Origin of the sequence: Natrinema sp. 74 (assembly GCF_046097095.1) — an archaeon.
Taxonomy (GTDB): domain Archaea; phylum Halobacteriota; class Halobacteria; order Halobacteriales; family Natrialbaceae; genus Natrinema.
The window spans coordinates 536,936-554,920 of the sequence record NZ_CP175698.1 but is presented as its reverse complement, the minus strand read 5'-3'; the positions used below and the strand labels follow the sequence as shown (position 1 = coordinate 554,920).

Sequence of the window (17,985 nt, the reverse complement as noted above, 5' to 3'; positions counted from 1 at the left end):
CTAGCTGTTAACAATCGTTGCCGTATCGATGCCGGTCGAGGGGGCAAATCGGGCTCGAGCCAGACCGATCGATCCCGATAACACTCGTGTCTCCCGGTGACGCGGACGCGAGCAAACGATTCAAGCGCCGCGCCGCTAGCGACTGCAATGACACCGGACACGCCCGGACTCCACCACGTGACGGCGATCGCCGGCGACCCACAGGACAACGCCGACTTCTACGTCGGCACGCTCGGCCTGCGGTTCGTCAAGCAGACCGTCAACCACGACGATACCAGCACCTATCACTTCTACTTCGGCGACGGGGAGGGATCGCCCGGCACGAACATCACCTTCTTCCCGTGGACCGACCGGGGCCGGGAGGGCCGGTTCGGAGCCGGCCAGACGAAGACGACTGCCTACGCAATCCCTCCCGAGTCGGTCGATTACTGGCGCGACCGCCTCGAGTCCGAGGGTGTCGCCTTCGAGGCGGAAGACCGGTTCGACGAGCGCGTCCTCCGATTTTCGGATCCGGACGGGATCGGACTCGAGTTAGTGGCGACCGACGCGGAGACTGCTGCCACTCCCTGGGAGGACGGCCCGGTTCCGGCCGAACACCAGCTCCGGGGCTTCTATAGCGTGACGTTGGCGGTCGACGAGTTCGGCCCGACCGAGACGATCTTGACCGACGTGCTCGGCTACGAACTCGAGGCCGAGGCCGACGGGCGACGGCGCTATCGCAGCGCGACCGGTGGCCCCGGCTCGATCGTCGACCTCGTCGAGACCGACGCCGGCCGCGGGCAGCTGGGCGTCGGCACGGTCCACCACGTCGCGTTCGCGGCCGAGAGCGTCGAGGAGCAAGAGCGCTGGCGGCAGGCGTTCGCCGACGCGGGCCTGTCGCCCTCGGAGGTGATCGACCGGAAGTACTTCCAATCGATCTACGTTCGCGAGCCGGGCGGCGTCCGCTTCGAGTTGGCGACGACCGGTCCCGGGTTCACCGAAGACGAGCACCTCGACGAACTCGGCGAACGGCTGGCGCTGCCCGCGTGGCTCGAAGACGAACGCGAGGCGATCGAGGCACGGTTGCCCGACTTCGACGGGCCGACCGTCGGCTCGAGCGGAGACTGACGCGGGCCGCGATCCGCCGGTCGCCCGCCGGTCATGCGGCGGGGCGCTGCGACGGAGATGCCGCGGTGAGGGCTTGAGTCGTGCCGTCACCGCTTCCTTGCGATCGCGATTGCCGAGCGTTTTATCCCCTTCAGCGGCCACCACCAGAGTATGAGCACACGATCGGACGCCACCGACGAGGGGTTCTGGGGGGACGCCGACGACGAGGTGGCGCTCGAGCGATACCGGACGCTGGTCGAGACCATCGACGACGGGCTCTACCAGCTCGATGCGGACGGGAACTTTGTTGCGGTCAACGACGCGCTCGTCGAGCTGACGGGCTACGACCGGAGCGAGCTCCGCGGCGAACACGTTTCGCTCCTGTTGGACGCGAGCGATATCGAGTCGATCGAACGCGACCTCCGCGACCACGTCGCGGCGGAAACGGGCGAGAGTTTGGCCTTCGAACTCGGCGTCCGAACCGCCGACGGCGACACGGTCACCTGCGAACTTCGACTCTCGGCGCTCACGGATGACGACGAGTTGCGAGGGACCATCGGCGTCGTGCGTCCCCGCTCGAAGACGACGCAATCGACCGCGCTCGCGTCGGCGCGGCCGTCCGACGCGTCGATCGACAGCGTGCTTGACGAAGCGAACGTCGGCATCCTCGTCTTGGACGAGCATTTCGACGTCAGGTGGCTCGACGAGACGGTCGAGGAGTTCCTCGGGCTCGACCGCGAGGCGGTCGTCGGCCGGGACAAGCGGACGGTGATCGACGAATCGCTCCGAGAGACGTTCGTCGAGCCCGATTCGTTCGCCGATACCGTTCGCTCGGCGTACGAGCACGGCGAGTACATCGACCGTCTCGAGTGTCGAGTCACCGGCACGTCGGACGGCGACCGCGAGGGACGGTGGCTCGAGTATCAGAGTAAACCGATCAGCGAGGGACAGTACGCCGGGGGCCGGATCGAGATCTACTACGATATCACCGACCGAAAGCGATCGGAGGACGCCCTACAGGAGCGCCAGGAGGCGTTTCAGTCGCTGGTCGACGCCGTCGAGGAGTACGCGATCTTCCGATTGGACCCCGACGGACGCATCATCAGCTGGAACAAGGGTGCCGAGCGGATCAAAGGCTACGACCGCGAGGAGATTCTCGGAGAGCACTTCTCGACGTTCTACACCGACGAGGACCGACGTGACGGCGTCCCCGAACGAAACCTCGAGATGGCGACCGAGAACGGCTCCGTCGAAGACGAAGGGTGGCGCGTCCGGCAGGACGGTACCCGGTTCTGGGCGAACGTCACGATCACGTCGGTGTGGGACGACGACGGGATACACCGCGGCTATCTGAAGGTGACTCGCGACATGACCGACCGGCGGAAACGCGAGCGGGAACTCGAGACCGAACTTCAGCGCATCCTCGGGCGGATCTCCGACGCGTTCTACGCGGTCGACGATCAGTTCCGGTTCACCCACGTCAACGAACGCGCCGAGGAACTCCTCCAGCGCTCCGAGGAGGAACTGCTCGGGGAGAACATCTGGGACATGTTTCCCTCCGCGGCCGAGATCGACGAAGTCTGGGACGCCTTCCACACGGCCCTGGAAACGCAGGAGCCGACGAACTACGAACTGTACTATGACACGCTCGACTTCCGGGTCGAAGCGAACCTCTATCCCTCGGAGACCGGTATCTCGGTGTACTTCCGGGACGTGACCGAGCGACGGGAGCGTGAACGCGAACTCGAGCGGACCGAGCGGCGGTTCGAAGCGATTTTCGAGGATCCGAACATCCTCGTCGGCTTACTCGAGCCCGATGGGACGGTCATCGACATCAACCAGACGGCGATGGAGTACATCGACGCCGATCTCGATGCAGTGACTGGCGAGCCGTTCTGGGAAACGCCCTGGTGGGGTGCCGGTGAGGAGGTCCGCGTCGACGTCAGGAAGTGGACCGAGCGGGCGGCGGCCGGCGAGTACGTCGACTTCGAAGCCGATCTCACCCGACCCGACGGCGAGCGGTACACGCTAAACGGTGTCTTCAGACCGGTCACGAACGACGACGGTGACGTCGTCTCGATCGTCGTCTCCGATCGAGACATCACCCAGCGCAAGCGCCGCGAGCGCGAACTCGAGGAGTCCGAACAGCGCTACCGGGCCATCTCGGAGTACTTCCCGAACGGGATCGTCACGCTGTTCGATCACGACCTCACGTACACGTTGGCGGCGGGCCAAGGCTTCGATCGGCTTCCCGTCGAACCCGCCGATCTCGAGGGTCGTAGTTTCTACGACGTATGGCCCGACGAGGCGGTCGACGAACTCGAACCCGTGCTTCAGGCCGCACTCGACGGCGAGGAGCGATCGGTCGAACTCGCGTACGCCGATCGGGAGTGGGTCGTCCACGCAGTCCCGGTCACCGACAACCGAGGCGACGTCTTCGCCGGCGTGACGATGGCCCAGGACATCACCCAGCGCAAGGCAAATCAGCGCAAACTCGAGGAGACGATCGCCCAACTCGAGGAGTCCAACGAACGGCTTGAGCAGTTCGCGTACGCGGCCTCACACGACCTCCAGGAGCCCCTCCGGATGGTCTCGAGCTACCTGCAACTGATCGAGCGCCGCTACGCCGACGACCTCGACGAGGACGGCGAGGAGTTCCTCGACTACGCGGTCGACGGCGCGAATCGGATGCGCGATATGATCGACGGGCTGCTCGAGTACTCCCGCGTCGAAACCCGCGGACAGCCACTCGAGCCGGTCGACCTCGATGCCGTCCTCGACGACGTGATCGAGGACTTGCAGTTCCAGATTCGGGAAACGAACGCCGAGATCACAACCGAGCGGCTGCCCTACGTCGAGGGCGACGCCAGCCAACTCCGCCAGGTCCTCCAGAACCTGCTGTCGAACGCACTCGAGTACAGCGGCGACGAGCCACCACGGGTCCACGTCGACGCCGAGCGACGCGGCGACGAATACGTAGTGTCGGTCCGCGACGAGGGCATCGGCATCGCGCCCGAGAACCATGACAGCGTCTTCGACGTGTTCCAGCGGCTGCACAGCCGCGAGGCGTACGACGGCACCGGGATCGGCCTCGCGCTCTGTGAACGCATCATCGAACGCCACGGCGGGGAGATCTGGGTCGACGCCGCGCCCGGCGAGGGGTCGACGTTCTCCGTTACGGTACCCGCCGCAGCGCCCGACGACGAATAACGCGAGCAGGCGGCGGGCTCGCTTTTAACAGCGGGCCGGCCGTACGGGATTTCATGCCATCATCCCGACCGGGGGAACGCGACGCGGCGTTTCGGTTCGAGTACCACCCGTCGACGATCCGGTTCGGCCCGAACTGCGTCGACGACCTCGAGAGCGAACTCGAGCGCCGGGGCCTCGAGCGCGCGCTGATCGTCTGTGGCTCGACCGTCGGCACCACGCCCGAGGTGATCAATCCGGTCAAGGAGGGACTGGGCGACCGGCTGGCCGGCATCTTCGACGAGACGACGCCGAAGAAGCGGCTCACGACGGCGATCGACGGCCGCGAGCGACTCCGGATGGCGGACGCCGATGTCCTCGTGAGCCTCGGCGGCGGGAGCAGCCTCGACGTCGCGACGGTGAGCAGCGTCCTTGCAGCGAGCGACCGGACGGCCCAAGACGTCGCCGCGGAGTTCGCCGAGACCGGGACAATCACCGTCCCCGACGAAGGGCTGCTCCCGATCGTGACGATCCCCACGACGCTGGCGGGTGCCGACCTCTCGATGGTCGCCGGTATCACCGCCACACCCGACGCGGGGCTGGTCGACGAGGAGCGCGGCGGCGGCATCTCCGATCCGGGGCTGATGCCCGCGGCCGCGTTCTACGATCCGAAACTGGTCGCGACCACGCCCGACGCGATCCTCGCGGGATCGGCGATGAACGGCTTCGATAAGGGCCTCGAGACGCTTTACGCGGCCAACGCGACGCCGATCACCGACGCGACTGCCCGCCACGGCCTCGAGAAATTCGCGGACGGCTTTCGCGCGTTCGGCGACGGCGACCGCGACCTCGGGACGTTCGAGACGATCCTCGAGGGGCTCGTCCTCGTCCAGTACGGGATTTCCCGGCCCGGCGAGACGACGGCCTCGATCGTCCACGCCTTCGGTCACGGATTGACGCGGACCAGCGACCTCCAGCAGGGGACCGCCCACGCCATCGTCGTCCCTCACGTCCTCGAGTACCTGTTCGGGCAGGACGACGTGGACGCGCGAGTGGGGGTGCTCGCGGATGCGCTGGGCGTCGGCGAGGCCGCGGATCAGCCGGCCGCGGTCGTCGACGCGGTCACGGAGCTCCGGGACGCGCTCGGGCTTCCGTCGCGGCTTCGGGACGTCGACGGTCCCGACAAACCCGAGTTCGCCGATGTGGCGGACGCGATCCTGGCCGACTCGTTTATGGCGAACGCACCGCCGGGGCTGGACCCGACCGACGAGGAAATCGAGGGCATCCTCGAGGCGGCGTGGTGAACCGCCGCTGGTGTCAGTCCGATAGCATCATCTTCGACCGCTCGCATAGACAGGCAAACAACCGGCTGACGGCCCGGTTCTCGGATACCGTTTCACTCGGCGAACCGATCGTTCTCTCGCGTTTTCGAGCCGAGACAGTATTTATCGAATCGGTAATAACGGTGGTCGACGGCTATCGGTCGACGAGCATGAGCGAGTATGCGAGACGAAACGTACTGCGGAACGCCGGACTCACGGTTGCGGTCGGGATGGGTGCGGTGACTGGGGTGGGTGCGGTCGCCGAACGTGCGGCCGCGGAATCGGCGACGGCGGACGGCTCCGGGGGCTGGTCGTCAGTCCGCGGCGATTCGGGAAACACGGGCTTCGTTTCGGACGCGCCCGGCCCGGAGTCGCCGGTCGCTATCGCCTGGACGCACGACCACGGTGGCCGGTTTGCCGTCGTCGACGGGACGGTTTACCTCGCGACCGACGACGGGCCGGTACACGCGATCAACGCAACGGACGGGTCACTCGAGTGGGAAACCGAGCTCACGACGGCGGATCAGGGGAAGGCAGTGACCGTCACGGGATCACCGGCGGTGGCCCACGAGACGGTGTACGTCACGACGAAGGAGCCGGATCCGGATCTGATCGCGCTCGACGCCGCGACCGGAGATCCCCGCTGGCGGGTGAGCGATCTCGGCTACGCGACGAATCAGACGCCCATCGTCGCGAACGAACTGGTGTTCGTCGTCGCCGACAAGGTCCTGTACGCGCTCGACGCGCACAGCGGCGAGCGACGGTGGCAGTTCGATCCGAAGCCGATGACGACCGAGGACGGAGGGACTCGAGGCGCACCCCTGCAACGAGAGCCCGTCGCCGTCGCGAATGGGACCGTCTTCGCCGTGAGTAACAATCGGCTGTTCGCCCGCGCCGTCGATACGGGGGACAAACGGTGGACGGATGCGGTCGATGACTGGCGATCGAGCACGTTCTCTGGCCGCCCGATCGCCGCTGACGGTGTCGTCGCCACCGTCAAAGACGACACCGTGACTCTCTACGACGCCGAAACCGGCGAGCGCAGATCGACGGTTCCCGCTCGCTCGCTCGACGTCCTCACCGACGACCGCGTGTACGCCGTGAGCGAGGGCGGTGACGACTCCCGGTCGACCGTCACCGGCTACGGGCCGGCCGGTGATTCCGTCTGGCAGCCGTCGGACGATGTCGATTCGATCGCGTCCGTGGTCGTCGGCTCCGAATCCGTCTACGCGGGCCTCGAGAACGCCGGTGGAGCGGCCGGCGTGGCCGCCCTCGACCGAGCCGACGGGACGCGCAAGTGGCGCGTCGACACCGACGTGACGCCGCGTCAGCTGGCGGTCGTCGGCGAAACCGTCTACGCGAGCGGTGACTCCCTCTCTGCGATTCGGGCCGAAAGCGATACGCGAGGTGACGGCGGTGGCGACGACAGCGATGACGGCGACACGATTCCCGGGTTCACCGCCGGGACGAGCGTCGCGGGCGGCGCACTTCTCCTCGAGTGGCTCCGCCGACAAGGGACCACAAAAGAGTAATCGACGGGCACGGGTCTCCGTCCCCGAACGCGATCGTCACCGGCTACTGTGCGCGTCCGTCGTCGTCTCGAAACCAGTATTACATCAGGAGTGGACCGTCGTCCGGTCGACGTATCGCCCCGCGAAGATCGCTATGACTCGCCGTCGGCGTACGACGGCCGCTCGGCGTACTCGATTGGGTCCCGGACGCCGACGTTCCGGAACGCCTGCAGCCGGAACGCACAGGCGTCGCAGGTACCGCAGGCGGGTTCGTTCTCGCGGTAGCAACTCCAGGTGTGCTCGTAGGGCACCTCGAGTTCGACGCCGCGCTCGGCGATATCGGTCTTCGACCAGTCGACGAACGGCGCTTCGATCGAAATCTCGGTCTCGGGTTTCGTCCCGACGTCGACGACCTGTTCGAAGGCCTCGAAGAATTCAGGTCGGCAGTCGGGATAGCCCGAGAAGTCCTCGCTGTGAGCGCCGATGAAGACCGCCTCGCAGTCGTTCGCTTCGGCGTAGGAGACCGCCATCGCGAGCAGGTTCGCGTTCCGGAAGGGAACGTACGAGGTCGGGATTTCGTCGCTCTCTAAGTCGGCGTCCGCGACGGGCATCTCGTCGTCGGTCAGACTCGAGGCCCCGATTGCCGCGAGGTGGCCGGTCTCGAGCCGCAGGAAGTCGGCCGCGTCGAACTCGTCTGCGAGCCGGCGAGCGCACTCGAGTTCGCGGTCCTCGGTGCGCTGGCCGTAGGAGGTGTGCAAGGCGTAGAGTTCGTACCCCCGGTCGCGGGCCTCGGCGGCGGCGGTGGCGCTGTCCATGCCGCCCGAGAGGAGGACGACGGCGCGTTTGGCGGTCGATTCGTCGATCGATTCGTCGGCGGGTGAGTCGGTTGGCGGTGTCATATGCAGCTACTGGGTCACGTCTCGGGCGCGTCGTTCCAGAGGTCGACATGCAGTCGCGGCGTGTATCGGAAGCCGTGTTCCATCGCGAGCTCGGCCACACGCGTCCGGGTCTCGGCGAGGCGTTGGCGGGTCGCCCCCTCGGGCATCAAGAGCACGTCGTCGTCGCGGATCGGCGCGTCGGCGGCCGCTCGCAGATCCGCGAGTAACTCGTGGATCTCCGGCATATCGTCGCCGTCGGTCACGACGAACTTCAGTTGGCAGTCGTAGTCCTCGACCAACCGGGCGAGCGTCTCGCGGTCGATTCGATCGTTCTCGTGGCGCTCGGCCCACTCGCCGTCTCCCGTGGGATCGCGCTCCGGCGTCGGCGTGCTGCTCTCGAGTTTCGGGCTGATCGAAGCCAGATCGATCGGCGCGTCGCGGTAGATCGTCCCGTTGGTCTCGACGGTGGTGTGATAGCCCCGGTCGTCGAGTTCCTCGAGCAAGGCGACGCTCTCCTCGTGGAGCAGCGGTTCGCCGCCGGTGAGGACGACGTGGTCGGCGTCGTAGGCTTCGATCTCGGCGACGATCTCCTCGAGGTCCAGCCACGCGTGGGTCGGTTCCCAGGAGGTGTGATAGGAGTCACAGAACCAACACCGGAGGTTACAGCCGCTCGTGCGGACGAACACGGATGGGACGCCGGCGAGCGTTCCTTCACCCTGCAGCGAGTGGAACAGTTCGTTGATCGGCAGGCCGTCGGGCGTGTCCTCGCTCCCGACGTCGCTTCCCGACTCGAGGTCGACGGAGTCGGAGACCGGCATCAGAACTCGCCGCCCCCACAGAGTTCGCTCGTCTCACTCACCTGGACGGCCACGTCGGTGACCGTCTCGGGGAGGGCCGACGCGAGTTTTCGCTCTAAGACGACGCTCATCACCTCGGCCGTCGGCGGGTGCTCGAGGACGACGACCCCGTCGTCGTCGCCGGCCGCCTCGAAGGCGTCGATCAGGGGGTCGCCGGCCTCGAGTAAGAACCTGTGGTCCCACTCGTCTATTACCTCGGTAATATCTCCCTTGTCGGCGATCCATCCCTCCTCAGTCAGGCGACCTGTGACGGAGACGGTGACCTCGTAGTTGTGGCCGTGGGGCCGCGAACACTTGCCGTCGTGGTGTTGGATTCGGTGGCCCGTACTGATCCTGATCGGCCGGTCCCGTCCGACGTGGAGGGTTCGCTGGGCACCGACGATGGAACCGTCGAGCGGTTCGTCGTCGACATCTCCCTCGGCCGGCCGGTCCTCTATGCGTTCAGTCACACCCGGATATTCCCTCGAGAATACTTAAAATCGCGGATCGCTGCTTCAGGGTGCGAGACACCTAGACGATCCGAGCGATCGCCGGGACTCTTGCGTGGGGCGTGCCAACGGACGGTATGTGGAACTTCGAGAGCGGAACCGACGACCCGCTCGCGTGGACGGCCAGCGACGCGCCGATCGAGGGGACCGTCTACGCTGTCACGGAGACGGCCAACGGCCCCTGCGCCGTCGGCGACGGCGGAACCGTCCTCGGCCGGGCCGGCGACGGCTCCTGGGGCGTCATCGTTTCGGACGGCCCCGGAGCACAGGGTGAGACGCTCCGCGCGGTCGCGGCCACCGACGACGGCCGCCGGATCTGGGTTTCCGGAACCGGCGGTGCAATGGGGTACTACGACCTCGAGCGCGGCCATCGAGTCGACTGCTCGAGACCCGACGGGATGGACGTCACGTTTCACGCGCTCGCAGTGGCCGGCGCTCGCGGGTCGGAAAAACTTCTGTTAGCCGACGGTAACGGGGTCGTTCTCCCCGGGACCGTCGACGGTGAGCGGCCGGCGTGGGATCGGCGGACAGTCCCCGCCGACGGCACCGCGATCACGGCGCTTGCGGCGGACGAATCGGGGTGTGGCTACGGCGTCGACGGCGACGGGACCGTCTGGCAGACGACACCGTCTGGCTGGGAACGGATCGGCATCGCCGACGCAGAGGGCAGCCTCTCTGCGGTCGCGGCGTCCGGCTCAACGCTCGTCGTCGGCGGGGGCAACGGTCGGTTCTACGACCGTACCGAGGGCGACGGCTGGACGCCGTATTCGGCGGGCGACGCCGGGATCGAGTGTCTGGACGCGGACGGGACGACGCGACTGGTCGGAGGCGAGAGCGGCCTCCTCCGCGTTCGGACACGCGACGCGTGGCGCGAGACGGACTGGAACGGTGAGGCGACGATTCACGGCGTGCTCGCCGGTTCGCCGCACGTCGCCGTCGGCGAAAACGGACTCGTCCTCGAGTCGACGGCCGACTGAGTCGGCCGACGGGCTAGTCGTTCGCGGTGGCTAGTCGTTCGCGGAGTCGCTCGAGTTACTCTCTGACGGGGAGTCACTCGACGGAGACGAGGACTCGCTCGAGCCGTCGGGAGAGCCGGCACTCGAGCCGTCGCTTGACTCCGCCCCTTGGCTCTCGGTGTCGGCGTCGCTCGGATCGTAGCTCTCGCCGCGGCCGTCGAAGGTGTCGCCGTCCGCGCTCGTTCGTGCGTCGCGAGGCTCGCCGCGGGGGCGTTCGATGACGAGCCCGCTCTTGCCGACCGCGACGTCCGGCGTGCCAAGCGCGACATCGTTGAGCACGCTCTCGGTCGGCGTGTGCCGTTGCTCCCAGCGCTCACCGCCGTCGATGCGCTGGTAGAAGGCACCGGCGTCGCCGAGCGCCACGAGTTGATCGCCGTACGTATCGAACGCGCGGAGGGACTTTTCGCCGACACGAATCGGCGTCCAGCCCTGATACGAGTCGTCGTACCGATAGACGCGCCCGTCACCGGCGGCGACGTAGACGCGTTCGTTCTCGCCCGCCCAGATGTCGTAGAACTTTACCTGCGAGTTGACGATGCCGATGTCCACCCAGCCGTCGTCTTTCGTCGTCTTGTACGCGTTTCCGCTCGTGTCGACGGCATAGCCGTAGCCGTCGGGCGAGGCCGCGAGCGCGGCGACTTTCGACCCCTGCTCGTTTGGCTTGCTCGTCACGCCCCAGTTCACGTCGAAGCCGTGGATCGTGACCGGGAGGATCTCGCCGGAGCCGTTCGCGACGAGGAGCTTCTCGTCGCCGGTCTCGCCCGACACGGCGAGGCCCTCCCACGTGCTCGTCATCTCCTTGGGATACGAGTAATCGAACTTCCGGCGCGTCTCGATGTCGTAGCAGCCGATCGCCCCGCTCGAGCCGGCGAACCAGATCCGACGGCCGTCGTCGGTGACGTCGAGGCCACGGAGCTGGTTACTTCTGACGTTCGGGCCGTCCTCGATGATCACCTCCCAGCCGTCGCCGCGGTCGGCGACGATGACGCCGCCGTCACCGATCGCGTAGGGGCCGGCGACGGTGCTTACGACCTCGAACAGATCGGTCGGGAAGGGCGTTTCGACGGACTGCCATTCAGGTTCGTCCGCATCGGGACCGAGTTCCCACATGCGTCCGACCGAAACGGTTCGGCAGGGATAAGTAGTATAGACGTTCTAATATGATGGAGTAACCGATGAGATGGCTCCCGAACCGACCGGCTGTGGCTCCGATACGCTGACGGTGGTCGATCAGTCCTCGAGTTGGTCCTGGAGCCTGTTTTTGGCCTCGGTGCGGCGCTTCCGCGAGAATGCGGGCGCGTCGTCCGAGAAGTCGATCTCGATCTCGTCGAGCGTTCGCCGGTAGATGTTCGTTCGTCGACCCTCGTCGGAAAGTCGCCGTCCTTCGCACGTCAACAGTCCTGCATCGACGAGTTCTTCGATACGACGGTAACAGGTCGCGATCGGGATTTCGATCGTTTCACTCAGTGCCTGCGCCGATTTCGGCGTCCCCGCGGCGCAGAGAATCTCCGCGCTGTACTTGCTCCCCAGCGCGGAGAGAACCGCGGCCGAATCCGCATCGTGGTCTTGTGTCCGACTCCGAGACATAGTCTCTCCGTTACCAATTACTGAAATTGAATCTTATGGTTATCGAGAGTACTCTTTATGAGTACCCCTCTGGTCGAGCGGTCCTGGCGTGAAACGCCGTCTCAGCGGTCATCAGGCCCTAGTGGCGCTGTCTGTGACAGTTGCTTCTCGTGAAACATGCTCTAGAGCGGCCGACTGTTCGACGTGCGCCTGTTATGTGTAACAGTTGACTTTTCACAGTCACTACCGCACCGTCATCGTCTCCCTGCCGTGCGATTGCTCTCGTCTATACGGTGACCCTGTCTGTGACGTACCGCGACGAATGTGGCCGGGAGCGCAAACCGGACCGAAGGGCGGCGGCGTCGACGCGAGCGAGACGCATTTGGGGACTCGGATCGAACGGTCGCGCATGAAAGTCGCGGTCGTGACGGTCGGCGACGAACTGCTCGCCGGACGAACGACGGACACGAACGCAACGTGGTTGTGCGAGCGACTCGACGATCGCGGCGTCAGCGTCGAGCGCGTCACGACGGTCCCCGACCGCGTCGGCGACATCGCCCGCGTCGTCAACGAGTACCGCGCCGAGTACGACGCCGTCATCGTCACCGGCGGACTCGGCCCGACCCACGACGATCTCACGATGGAAGGCGTCGCGGCCGCGCTCGGCCGCCCGGTCGAGGAACACGACGCCGCGCTGGCCTGGCTCGAGGAAAACGGTTACGCGCGCGACGACCTCGCTTCGGGGACCGCGGCACTCCCGGCCGGTGCGCGGGCGCTACACAACGAAGTTGGCGTCGCTCCCGGGGCGGTTCTCGAGGGTATCTACGTCCTTCCCGGCGTCCCGTCGGAGATGCAGGCGATGTTCGAGACCGTCGCTGACGAGTTCGCGGGAACGGCGACCTATCGGGAGACGGTGGTCGCGGACGAACCGGAAAGCGCGCTCCTCGATCGGATCGCCGATCTGCGAGACCGGTTCGACGTCGCCGTCGGGAGCTATCCGGGCGAGTCGGTCCGGCTCGAGCTCACGAGTACGGACGAAGCGACGGTCGAGAAAGCGGCCACGTGGCTCCGCGAGCGTGTCGAATCGCCGGACGGCGAGCGCTAGCGGTACAGGTACGCGACCCAGGCGATCGTCACCAAGAGGCCGAGGGCGAGCACGACCCAGCCGGCCGCGGGCAACAGCTGGTCCGCTTCCGTCGCGAGAACGGCGGCGTGTAGTGTGTTCATAGTCCGCGATCGGTCCCGATCCCCCTTAACTGTTCAGAAATGATGTCGATCACCGCTCGCTCGTCGGGCGCGCGGCCGTCACCGTCGGTCACTGCCGGTCACCGCCGATCACCGCCTGCCGCTCGAGCCCCGAGAACGGCGAGAGATCCGCTGACGGGACGCGACACGGCTTTCCGGCTGGCACGCCCAAGTAGTCGCCATGGAGTCTATCGGCGTCGTCGTCAACCCGATCGCGGGAATGGGCGGTCGGGTCGGGCTGAAGGGGACCGACGGGAAACTCGCGGAGGCGCGCCGCCGCGGTGCCGAGCCGCGAGCGCCGGAGCGGGCGCGCGAGGCGCTGCGATCGCTGCACCGACGCGACCCGACGCTCACCGTCTACACGGCCGCGGGCGTGATGGGCGAGCGCGCGGCCCGAGACGCCGGCTACGAACCCACAGTCGTCTACGATCCCGCGGACGCGACGGACGAGACGACGACCGAATCGGCGACGGACACCGATCCGGCGAGCGCCGAGACGACCGCGGCCGACACCCGCGCGGCCGTTCGGGCGCTGCTCGAGCGCGAGGTGGACCTCGTCCTGTTCGTCGGCGGCGACGGGACCGCCGTCGACGTTGCAGCGGAGCTCGAGGCCGAGGGAACGGACACGCCGATGCTCGGCGTACCGGCGGGCGTCAAGATCTATTCGTCGGTGTTCGGCGTGACGCCGGCCGACGCAGGCCGGATCGCCGCCGAGTTCGACCGCGTCGAGGACCGCGAGGTCAACGACATCGACGAGGACGCCTACCGCGAGGGCGAGGTGCGGACCGAACTGCAGGCCATCGTCCCGGTTCCCGTCGCGCCGGACGTCCAGTCTGGCAAGCAGGTCTCGAGTGGCAGCGTCGACTCGCTGGCGTCCGGCTTCGCTCGCGAGGTCGAGCCGGGACGGACCTACGTGTTCGGTCCCGGGAGCACCGTCGGCGCGATCGAGGCGGAACTGGGAATCGATCCGTCGCCGCTGGGCGTCGACGTCTGGCGCACGACTCGAGACGCCGACGGCGCGGCCGACGCTGCTGGCTCGGCCGAAAGGGGCAATGACGACGAGTCGGCCGGTCGCTCCGGGGAACTCCTCGCCAGCGACGCGTCGGAGTCGGAGATTCGCGAGGTCCTTTCGAAGCCGGTCACGATCGTCGTTTCGCCGATCGGCGGACAGGGGTTCATCTTCGGCCGGGGGAACCACCAGATTTCGCCGCCGGTGATCCGTCTGGCCGACGAGGTCGCGGTCGTCGCTTCCGGAGAGAAACTGGACGACATCGACTCGTTGCGCGTCGACACCGACGACAATGAGATCGACGAGCGGCTTCGTGGCTGGATGCACGTCCGGACGGGCCGGTTCACGACCCGGTTGGTGAAGGTCCAGTAGACGGACCCGCCGGCGCTCTCTTGTTTAAGGAGAATAGTGAGACGGGCGTAGAACTCAACCATATAACGATGCGGAGCTATATAATGACCGTATAGTCAAGATTAAGGTCGAGTCGATCGTAGGCGCTGCCATGGAAACGCGGAAAGTGCAACGACTCGGTCCGTCGACGCTCGCCATGACCCTCCCTGCCGAGTGGGCCTCCGAGCACGGCGTCGAGAAGGGCGACGAGGTGTCGTTACGGACGAGCGGCAAGGGCACGCTGACCGTGATGCCCGAGTCTGCGAGTACGGAGGAAACGGAAGCCATCGTTCACACCGACAATCTCGACGCCGACGCCGTCGAGCGCGCGATCGTCGCCCAGTACGTCCTCGGACGGCGCATCATCCGCATCGAACGCGAGGAGGGGGCTCTCGAGTCGGCCCACATCAACGCCGTCTACCAGGCCGAAACGCAACTGATGGGACTGGGCGTCATCGAGGAGACCCCCGAGAGCATCTCGATCCGCTGTTCGGTCGACCCCGAGGACTTCACGCTCGATAACCTGCTCGAGCGCTTAGAGCGCACCGGCCAGACGATGCGCGGTGAGGGGATCAAGGCGCTGGCCCACGGTAACCCCGATCTGGCCCAGCGCGCGTTAAACCGGGAACGACAAGCGAACAAGATCTTCGTCCTCCTGTTGCGCCTCATCTTTACGGCCTACCAGAATCCCAACCTCGCGCGAGCGGTCGGCCTGAACAGCGGGTTCCCGCTGATCGGCTACCGATCGATCGCGAAGAACCTCGAGTTGACCGCGGACAACGCCGAAGACATCGCCGAGATCGTCATCGAGACCGAAGGCCACTCACTACACGTCGATAGCTCGGTGATGCGTGACATCCGAGAGCTAAACGAGATCGTCGACGAGATCATGTCGCAGGCCGTCGCGGCGGCCGTCGATCGCGACTACGACAAGTGGTCCGAAGTCCAGCAGTTGTTCCACGACATCTCCGATCGCGAGAAAGAGATCCTCGACGAGCTACCGGAGATGGACAACGAAGACCTGTTGCGGGTCCGCGAAGTCCTCGTCAGTCTACAACAGACCGCCCAATACGCCATGCGAAACGCTGAGATCGCGGCCAACCTCGCGCTCAACGAGGAGTCCGAGCACACGACGATCAAGTGACGCCCCCGCGATCCGGCCCCGCCGTTCGGTCGGCTTCCCTGCTGCTCGCCGCCCACCGTCCGCCGCTTGCCGCTCGCCGGATCGCTCAGGAATGAGTGAAGTTAAGAGACCCCATACACAACGCCCGAGCATGGCTACGCAATCCGAATCGACGGACAAAGGCGTTGGAATGGCGCTCGCGCTGAGTGCACTCGCGGTGATCGGCGCGCTGGTGATGGTGACCGGCGCACCCGATGTCACGGCCGCCTGGGGTTTTGCTGCCGCCGTTCTCTTTAGCTCGCTGGCGGTCGTCGGCATCCACCTCTACTGGGACTGATACGGGTACCTGTCCTATCTCCGGACGCGTGTCTCGAGTGGCGACTGACCCGGACTAGTAGCCGTTAAGAGTTAAGACCGACGGTGCCCTAGCACGACGCACGGACGATGACCGACTACTCTGACGAAGAGCGACGGATCATCTCATACCTCCGCGAGAGCGCCGCCCGCGGCGAGCAGTACTTCCGGGCGAAGAACATCGCGGATGCGATCGGACTCTCGTCGAAACAGGTCGGCGCTCGCCTGCCACACCTCGCGGAGAAAGCGGACGAGGTCGACATCGAGAAGTGGGGACGCGCTCGGTCGACAACCTGGCGTGTCACGATCAGCTGACCATCGTCGCTCGAGCCGGCGATCGTCCGCCGGTCCACCGCATTTTTATCCGACAATCGCTCACGTACGGGCATGACTGTACGGGTCGACCGGTCGTTCGAAGTAGACGCGTCGCCAGATCGGGTCTGGGAGTTCATCGCCGACCCGTCGAACCGGGCCCGGGCGATCAGCGTCGTCGACGAGTACTCCGTGGACGATTCCGACGGTCGGCGGGCCACCTGGTACGTCGAACTCCCCATCCCGCTCGTGCGCAAGACGGTCAGCATCGACACCGAAGATGTCGCCCGGACGCCGCCGGAGTACGTCAAGTTCGTCGGGCGGTCGAAGGTGATGAACGTCACCGGTGAACACGAAATCGTCGACACCGACGACGGCGCGCGCCTCGAGAACCACTTCGTCGTCGACGGCAAACTCCCAGGCGTCGAGAAGTTCTTCAAGCGGAATTTAGATTCGGAACTCGATAACCTCCGGCGGGCGCTCGAGCGCGACCTCCGTACGACACAGTAACGGTGCTGGGGCGGCCACTGTCGGCACATGACACTGGAGACAGCCGGCGGAGACGGCGGCGACGCCAGCGGTGACGGCGACGCGCTCATGCTCGCGCTCGCCCAGATTCATGTCGAGGCCGGGGAGGTCGAGGCGAACGTCGAGCGGGCGTTGGCGGCGGTTTCCCGGGCCGCAGACCGGGGCGCGGACCTCGTGGCGCTGCCAGAACTGTTCAACGTGGGCTACTTCGCGTTCGACCGCTACGCGGACAACGCCGAGCCGTTCGACGGCGAGACGTTTACTGGCCTTCGGGAGGCCGCGGCCGAGCACGACATCGCCGTCCTCGCGGGCAGCATCGTCGAAGATCTGGCGGCGACCGAGACCGTCGACACGCCCGCCGACGAGGGGCTGGCCAACACCGCCGCGCTGTTCGACGCCGCCGGCGACTTGCGACTCGTCTACCGGAAACACCACCTGTTCGGGTACGAGTCGGCCGAATCCGAGCTGCTCGTCCCCGGCGAGCGCCTCGAGACGGCGACGATCGGCGGCCTCACCGTCGGCGTGACGACCTGTTACGACCTCCGGTTTCCGGAACTCTACCGGCGGCTGGTCGACGACGGCGTCGAACTGATCCTCGTCCCGAGCGCGTGGCCTTACCCTCGAATCGAACACTGGACGACGCTCTCGCAGGCTCGCGCGATCGAGAACCAGGCCTACGTCGCGACGATCAACGGGGCCGGTGACTTCGAGGACGCCACGCTGCTTGGCCGCTCGAGCGTCTACGATCCGTGGGGCGTCTCGTTGGCCTCGAGCGGCGACGAGTCGGCGCTGGTGACGACCGAGGTCGATCCGGCGACGGTCGCGGCGGTCCGCGCAGAGTTTCCGGCACTGCAAGATCGGCGGCTGTGAATCGCGGCTCCGGGGTCGCCACTCGGCGGGGTCGGTCCGCCTAGGACGTGATGACCGACCGCTGATTTTTTACCTCATCAGCCCTACGATTGGAGTGCCGGCACAGGCGCTTTTCACGTCTACACCGGCACTACGCGTCGCTCCGGCCCGTCGCACGCGCTCGGCTCCCGGGACCGAGCGCCACGCCCGCATCCGCCTCCTCGCCTCGTCCCACCTTTCGCCCCTTTCGTTTCCGACCGCTCGA

At 66.5% G+C, this 17,985-nt stretch carries 18 protein-coding genes; 12 read left to right on the top strand and 6 right to left on the bottom strand.

Annotation, left to right across the window (positions count from 1 at the left end):
- The first annotated feature begins 147 nt into the window (after window positions 1-147).
- The 4 genes from ACJ70B_RS02690 (at window position 148) to ACJ70B_RS02675 (ending at window position 7,126) form a co-directional block, all read left to right on the top strand.
- Window positions 148-1,107, top strand: coding sequence for a ring-cleaving dioxygenase (locus ACJ70B_RS02690; protein ID WP_408958878.1), 960 nt, complete (start codon window positions 148-150; stop codon window positions 1,105-1,107).
- A 150-nt stretch (window positions 1,108-1,257) separates the two neighbouring features.
- Window positions 1,258-4,296 carry a PAS domain S-box protein gene (locus tag ACJ70B_RS02685; protein ID WP_408958877.1) on the top strand — a complete coding sequence of 1,013 codons (3,039 nt, stop codon included), beginning with the start codon at window positions 1,258-1,260 and terminating at the stop codon, window positions 4,294-4,296.
- A gap of 53 nt (window positions 4,297-4,349) precedes the next feature.
- Window positions 4,350-5,576, top strand: a complete 1,227-nt coding sequence (locus tag ACJ70B_RS02680; protein ID WP_408958876.1) for an iron-containing alcohol dehydrogenase family protein — start codon at window positions 4,350-4,352, stop codon at window positions 5,574-5,576.
- A gap of 188 nt (window positions 5,577-5,764) precedes the next feature.
- Entirely contained in the window at window positions 5,765-7,126 is a 1,362-nt protein-coding gene (locus ACJ70B_RS02675; protein ID WP_408958875.1) for a PQQ-binding-like beta-propeller repeat protein, read from the top strand.
- Between the two features lie 131 nt (window positions 7,127-7,257).
- On the opposite strand, the gene queC is transcribed toward ACJ70B_RS02675, so the two are convergent.
- From queC to ACJ70B_RS02660, 3 genes are read right to left on the bottom strand one after another with little or no spacing between them, the layout of a single operon-like run.
- Window positions 7,258-8,004, bottom strand: a complete 747-nt coding sequence (queC, locus tag ACJ70B_RS02670) for a 7-cyano-7-deazaguanine synthase QueC (RefSeq protein ID WP_408958874.1) — start codon at window positions 8,002-8,004, stop codon at window positions 7,258-7,260.
- A 14-nt stretch (window positions 8,005-8,018) separates the two neighbouring features.
- Window positions 8,019-8,801 carry a 7-carboxy-7-deazaguanine synthase QueE gene (locus ACJ70B_RS02665; RefSeq protein ID WP_408958873.1) on the bottom strand — a complete coding sequence of 261 codons (783 nt, stop codon included), beginning with the start codon at window positions 8,799-8,801 and terminating at the stop codon, window positions 8,019-8,021.
- Window positions 8,801-9,289, bottom strand: coding sequence for a 6-pyruvoyl trahydropterin synthase family protein (locus tag ACJ70B_RS02660; protein WP_408958872.1), 489 nt, complete (start codon window positions 9,287-9,289; stop codon window positions 8,801-8,803). The genes ACJ70B_RS02665 and ACJ70B_RS02660 overlap by 1 nt, the downstream gene beginning before the upstream one ends.
- Window positions 9,290-9,405: 116 nt before the next feature.
- Here ACJ70B_RS02660 and ACJ70B_RS02655 point away from each other — a divergent pair, with 116 nt between their 5' ends.
- Window positions 9,406-10,305: a hypothetical protein gene (locus ACJ70B_RS02655; RefSeq protein WP_408958871.1), complete on the top strand. Its 900-nt coding sequence runs from the start codon at window positions 9,406-9,408 to the stop codon at window positions 10,303-10,305.
- Window positions 10,306-10,335: 30 nt separating this feature from the next.
- Here the strand turns inward: ACJ70B_RS02655 and ACJ70B_RS02650 are convergent, their stop codons facing one another.
- Together ACJ70B_RS02650 and ACJ70B_RS02645 are read right to left on the bottom strand one after the other, a co-directional pair.
- Complete coding sequence (locus tag ACJ70B_RS02650) at window positions 10,336-11,454, bottom strand: WD40/YVTN/BNR-like repeat-containing protein (RefSeq protein WP_408958870.1); 1,119 nt, start codon at window positions 11,452-11,454, stop codon at window positions 10,336-10,338.
- Window positions 11,455-11,574: 120 nt separating this feature from the next.
- Entirely contained in the window at window positions 11,575-11,931 is a 357-nt protein-coding gene (locus ACJ70B_RS02645; protein ID WP_408958869.1) for a helix-turn-helix domain-containing protein, read from the bottom strand.
- 388 nt (window positions 11,932-12,319) lie between these two features.
- Here ACJ70B_RS02645 and ACJ70B_RS02640 point away from each other — a divergent pair, with 388 nt between their 5' ends.
- Window positions 12,320-13,015 (top strand): competence/damage-inducible protein A, encoded by a 696-nt coding sequence (locus ACJ70B_RS02640; protein ID WP_408958868.1) that lies wholly within the window; start codon window positions 12,320-12,322, stop codon window positions 13,013-13,015.
- On the opposite strand, the gene ACJ70B_RS02635 is transcribed toward ACJ70B_RS02640, so the two are convergent.
- The gene (locus ACJ70B_RS02635; RefSeq protein WP_408958867.1) at window positions 13,012-13,137 is read right to left on the bottom strand and encodes a hypothetical protein; all 126 of its coding nucleotides are present in this window, start codon (window positions 13,135-13,137) and stop codon (window positions 13,012-13,014) included. The two genes, ACJ70B_RS02640 and ACJ70B_RS02635, sit on opposite strands and share 4 nt — an antisense overlap.
- A gap of 199 nt (window positions 13,138-13,336) precedes the next feature.
- Between ACJ70B_RS02635 and ACJ70B_RS02630 the strand changes: the two genes are divergently transcribed.
- The 6 genes from ACJ70B_RS02630 (at window position 13,337) to ACJ70B_RS02605 (ending at window position 17,741) form a co-directional block, all read left to right on the top strand.
- Entirely contained in the window at window positions 13,337-14,536 is a 1,200-nt protein-coding gene (locus tag ACJ70B_RS02630) for an ATP-NAD kinase family protein (RefSeq protein WP_408958866.1), read from the top strand.
- A 130-nt stretch (window positions 14,537-14,666) separates the two neighbouring features.
- Entirely contained in the window at window positions 14,667-15,698 is a 1,032-nt protein-coding gene (locus ACJ70B_RS02625; RefSeq protein ID WP_408958865.1) for a PhoU domain-containing protein, read from the top strand.
- Window positions 15,699-15,828: 130 nt separating this feature from the next.
- Window positions 15,829-16,014: a hypothetical protein gene (locus ACJ70B_RS02620; RefSeq protein WP_408958864.1), complete on the top strand. Its 186-nt coding sequence runs from the start codon at window positions 15,829-15,831 to the stop codon at window positions 16,012-16,014.
- A 107-nt stretch (window positions 16,015-16,121) separates the two neighbouring features.
- Window positions 16,122-16,346, top strand: a complete 225-nt coding sequence (locus ACJ70B_RS02615; protein ID WP_408958863.1) for a hypothetical protein — start codon at window positions 16,122-16,124, stop codon at window positions 16,344-16,346.
- A gap of 72 nt (window positions 16,347-16,418) precedes the next feature.
- Window positions 16,419-16,853 (top strand): SRPBCC family protein, encoded by a 435-nt coding sequence (locus tag ACJ70B_RS02610; protein ID WP_408958862.1) that lies wholly within the window; start codon window positions 16,419-16,421, stop codon window positions 16,851-16,853.
- A 27-nt stretch (window positions 16,854-16,880) separates the two neighbouring features.
- On the top strand, window positions 16,881-17,741 hold the full coding sequence (locus ACJ70B_RS02605; protein WP_408958861.1) for a carbon-nitrogen family hydrolase: 861 nt from the start codon (window positions 16,881-16,883) through the stop codon (window positions 17,739-17,741).
- Window positions 17,742-17,985: the final 244 nt, after the last annotated feature.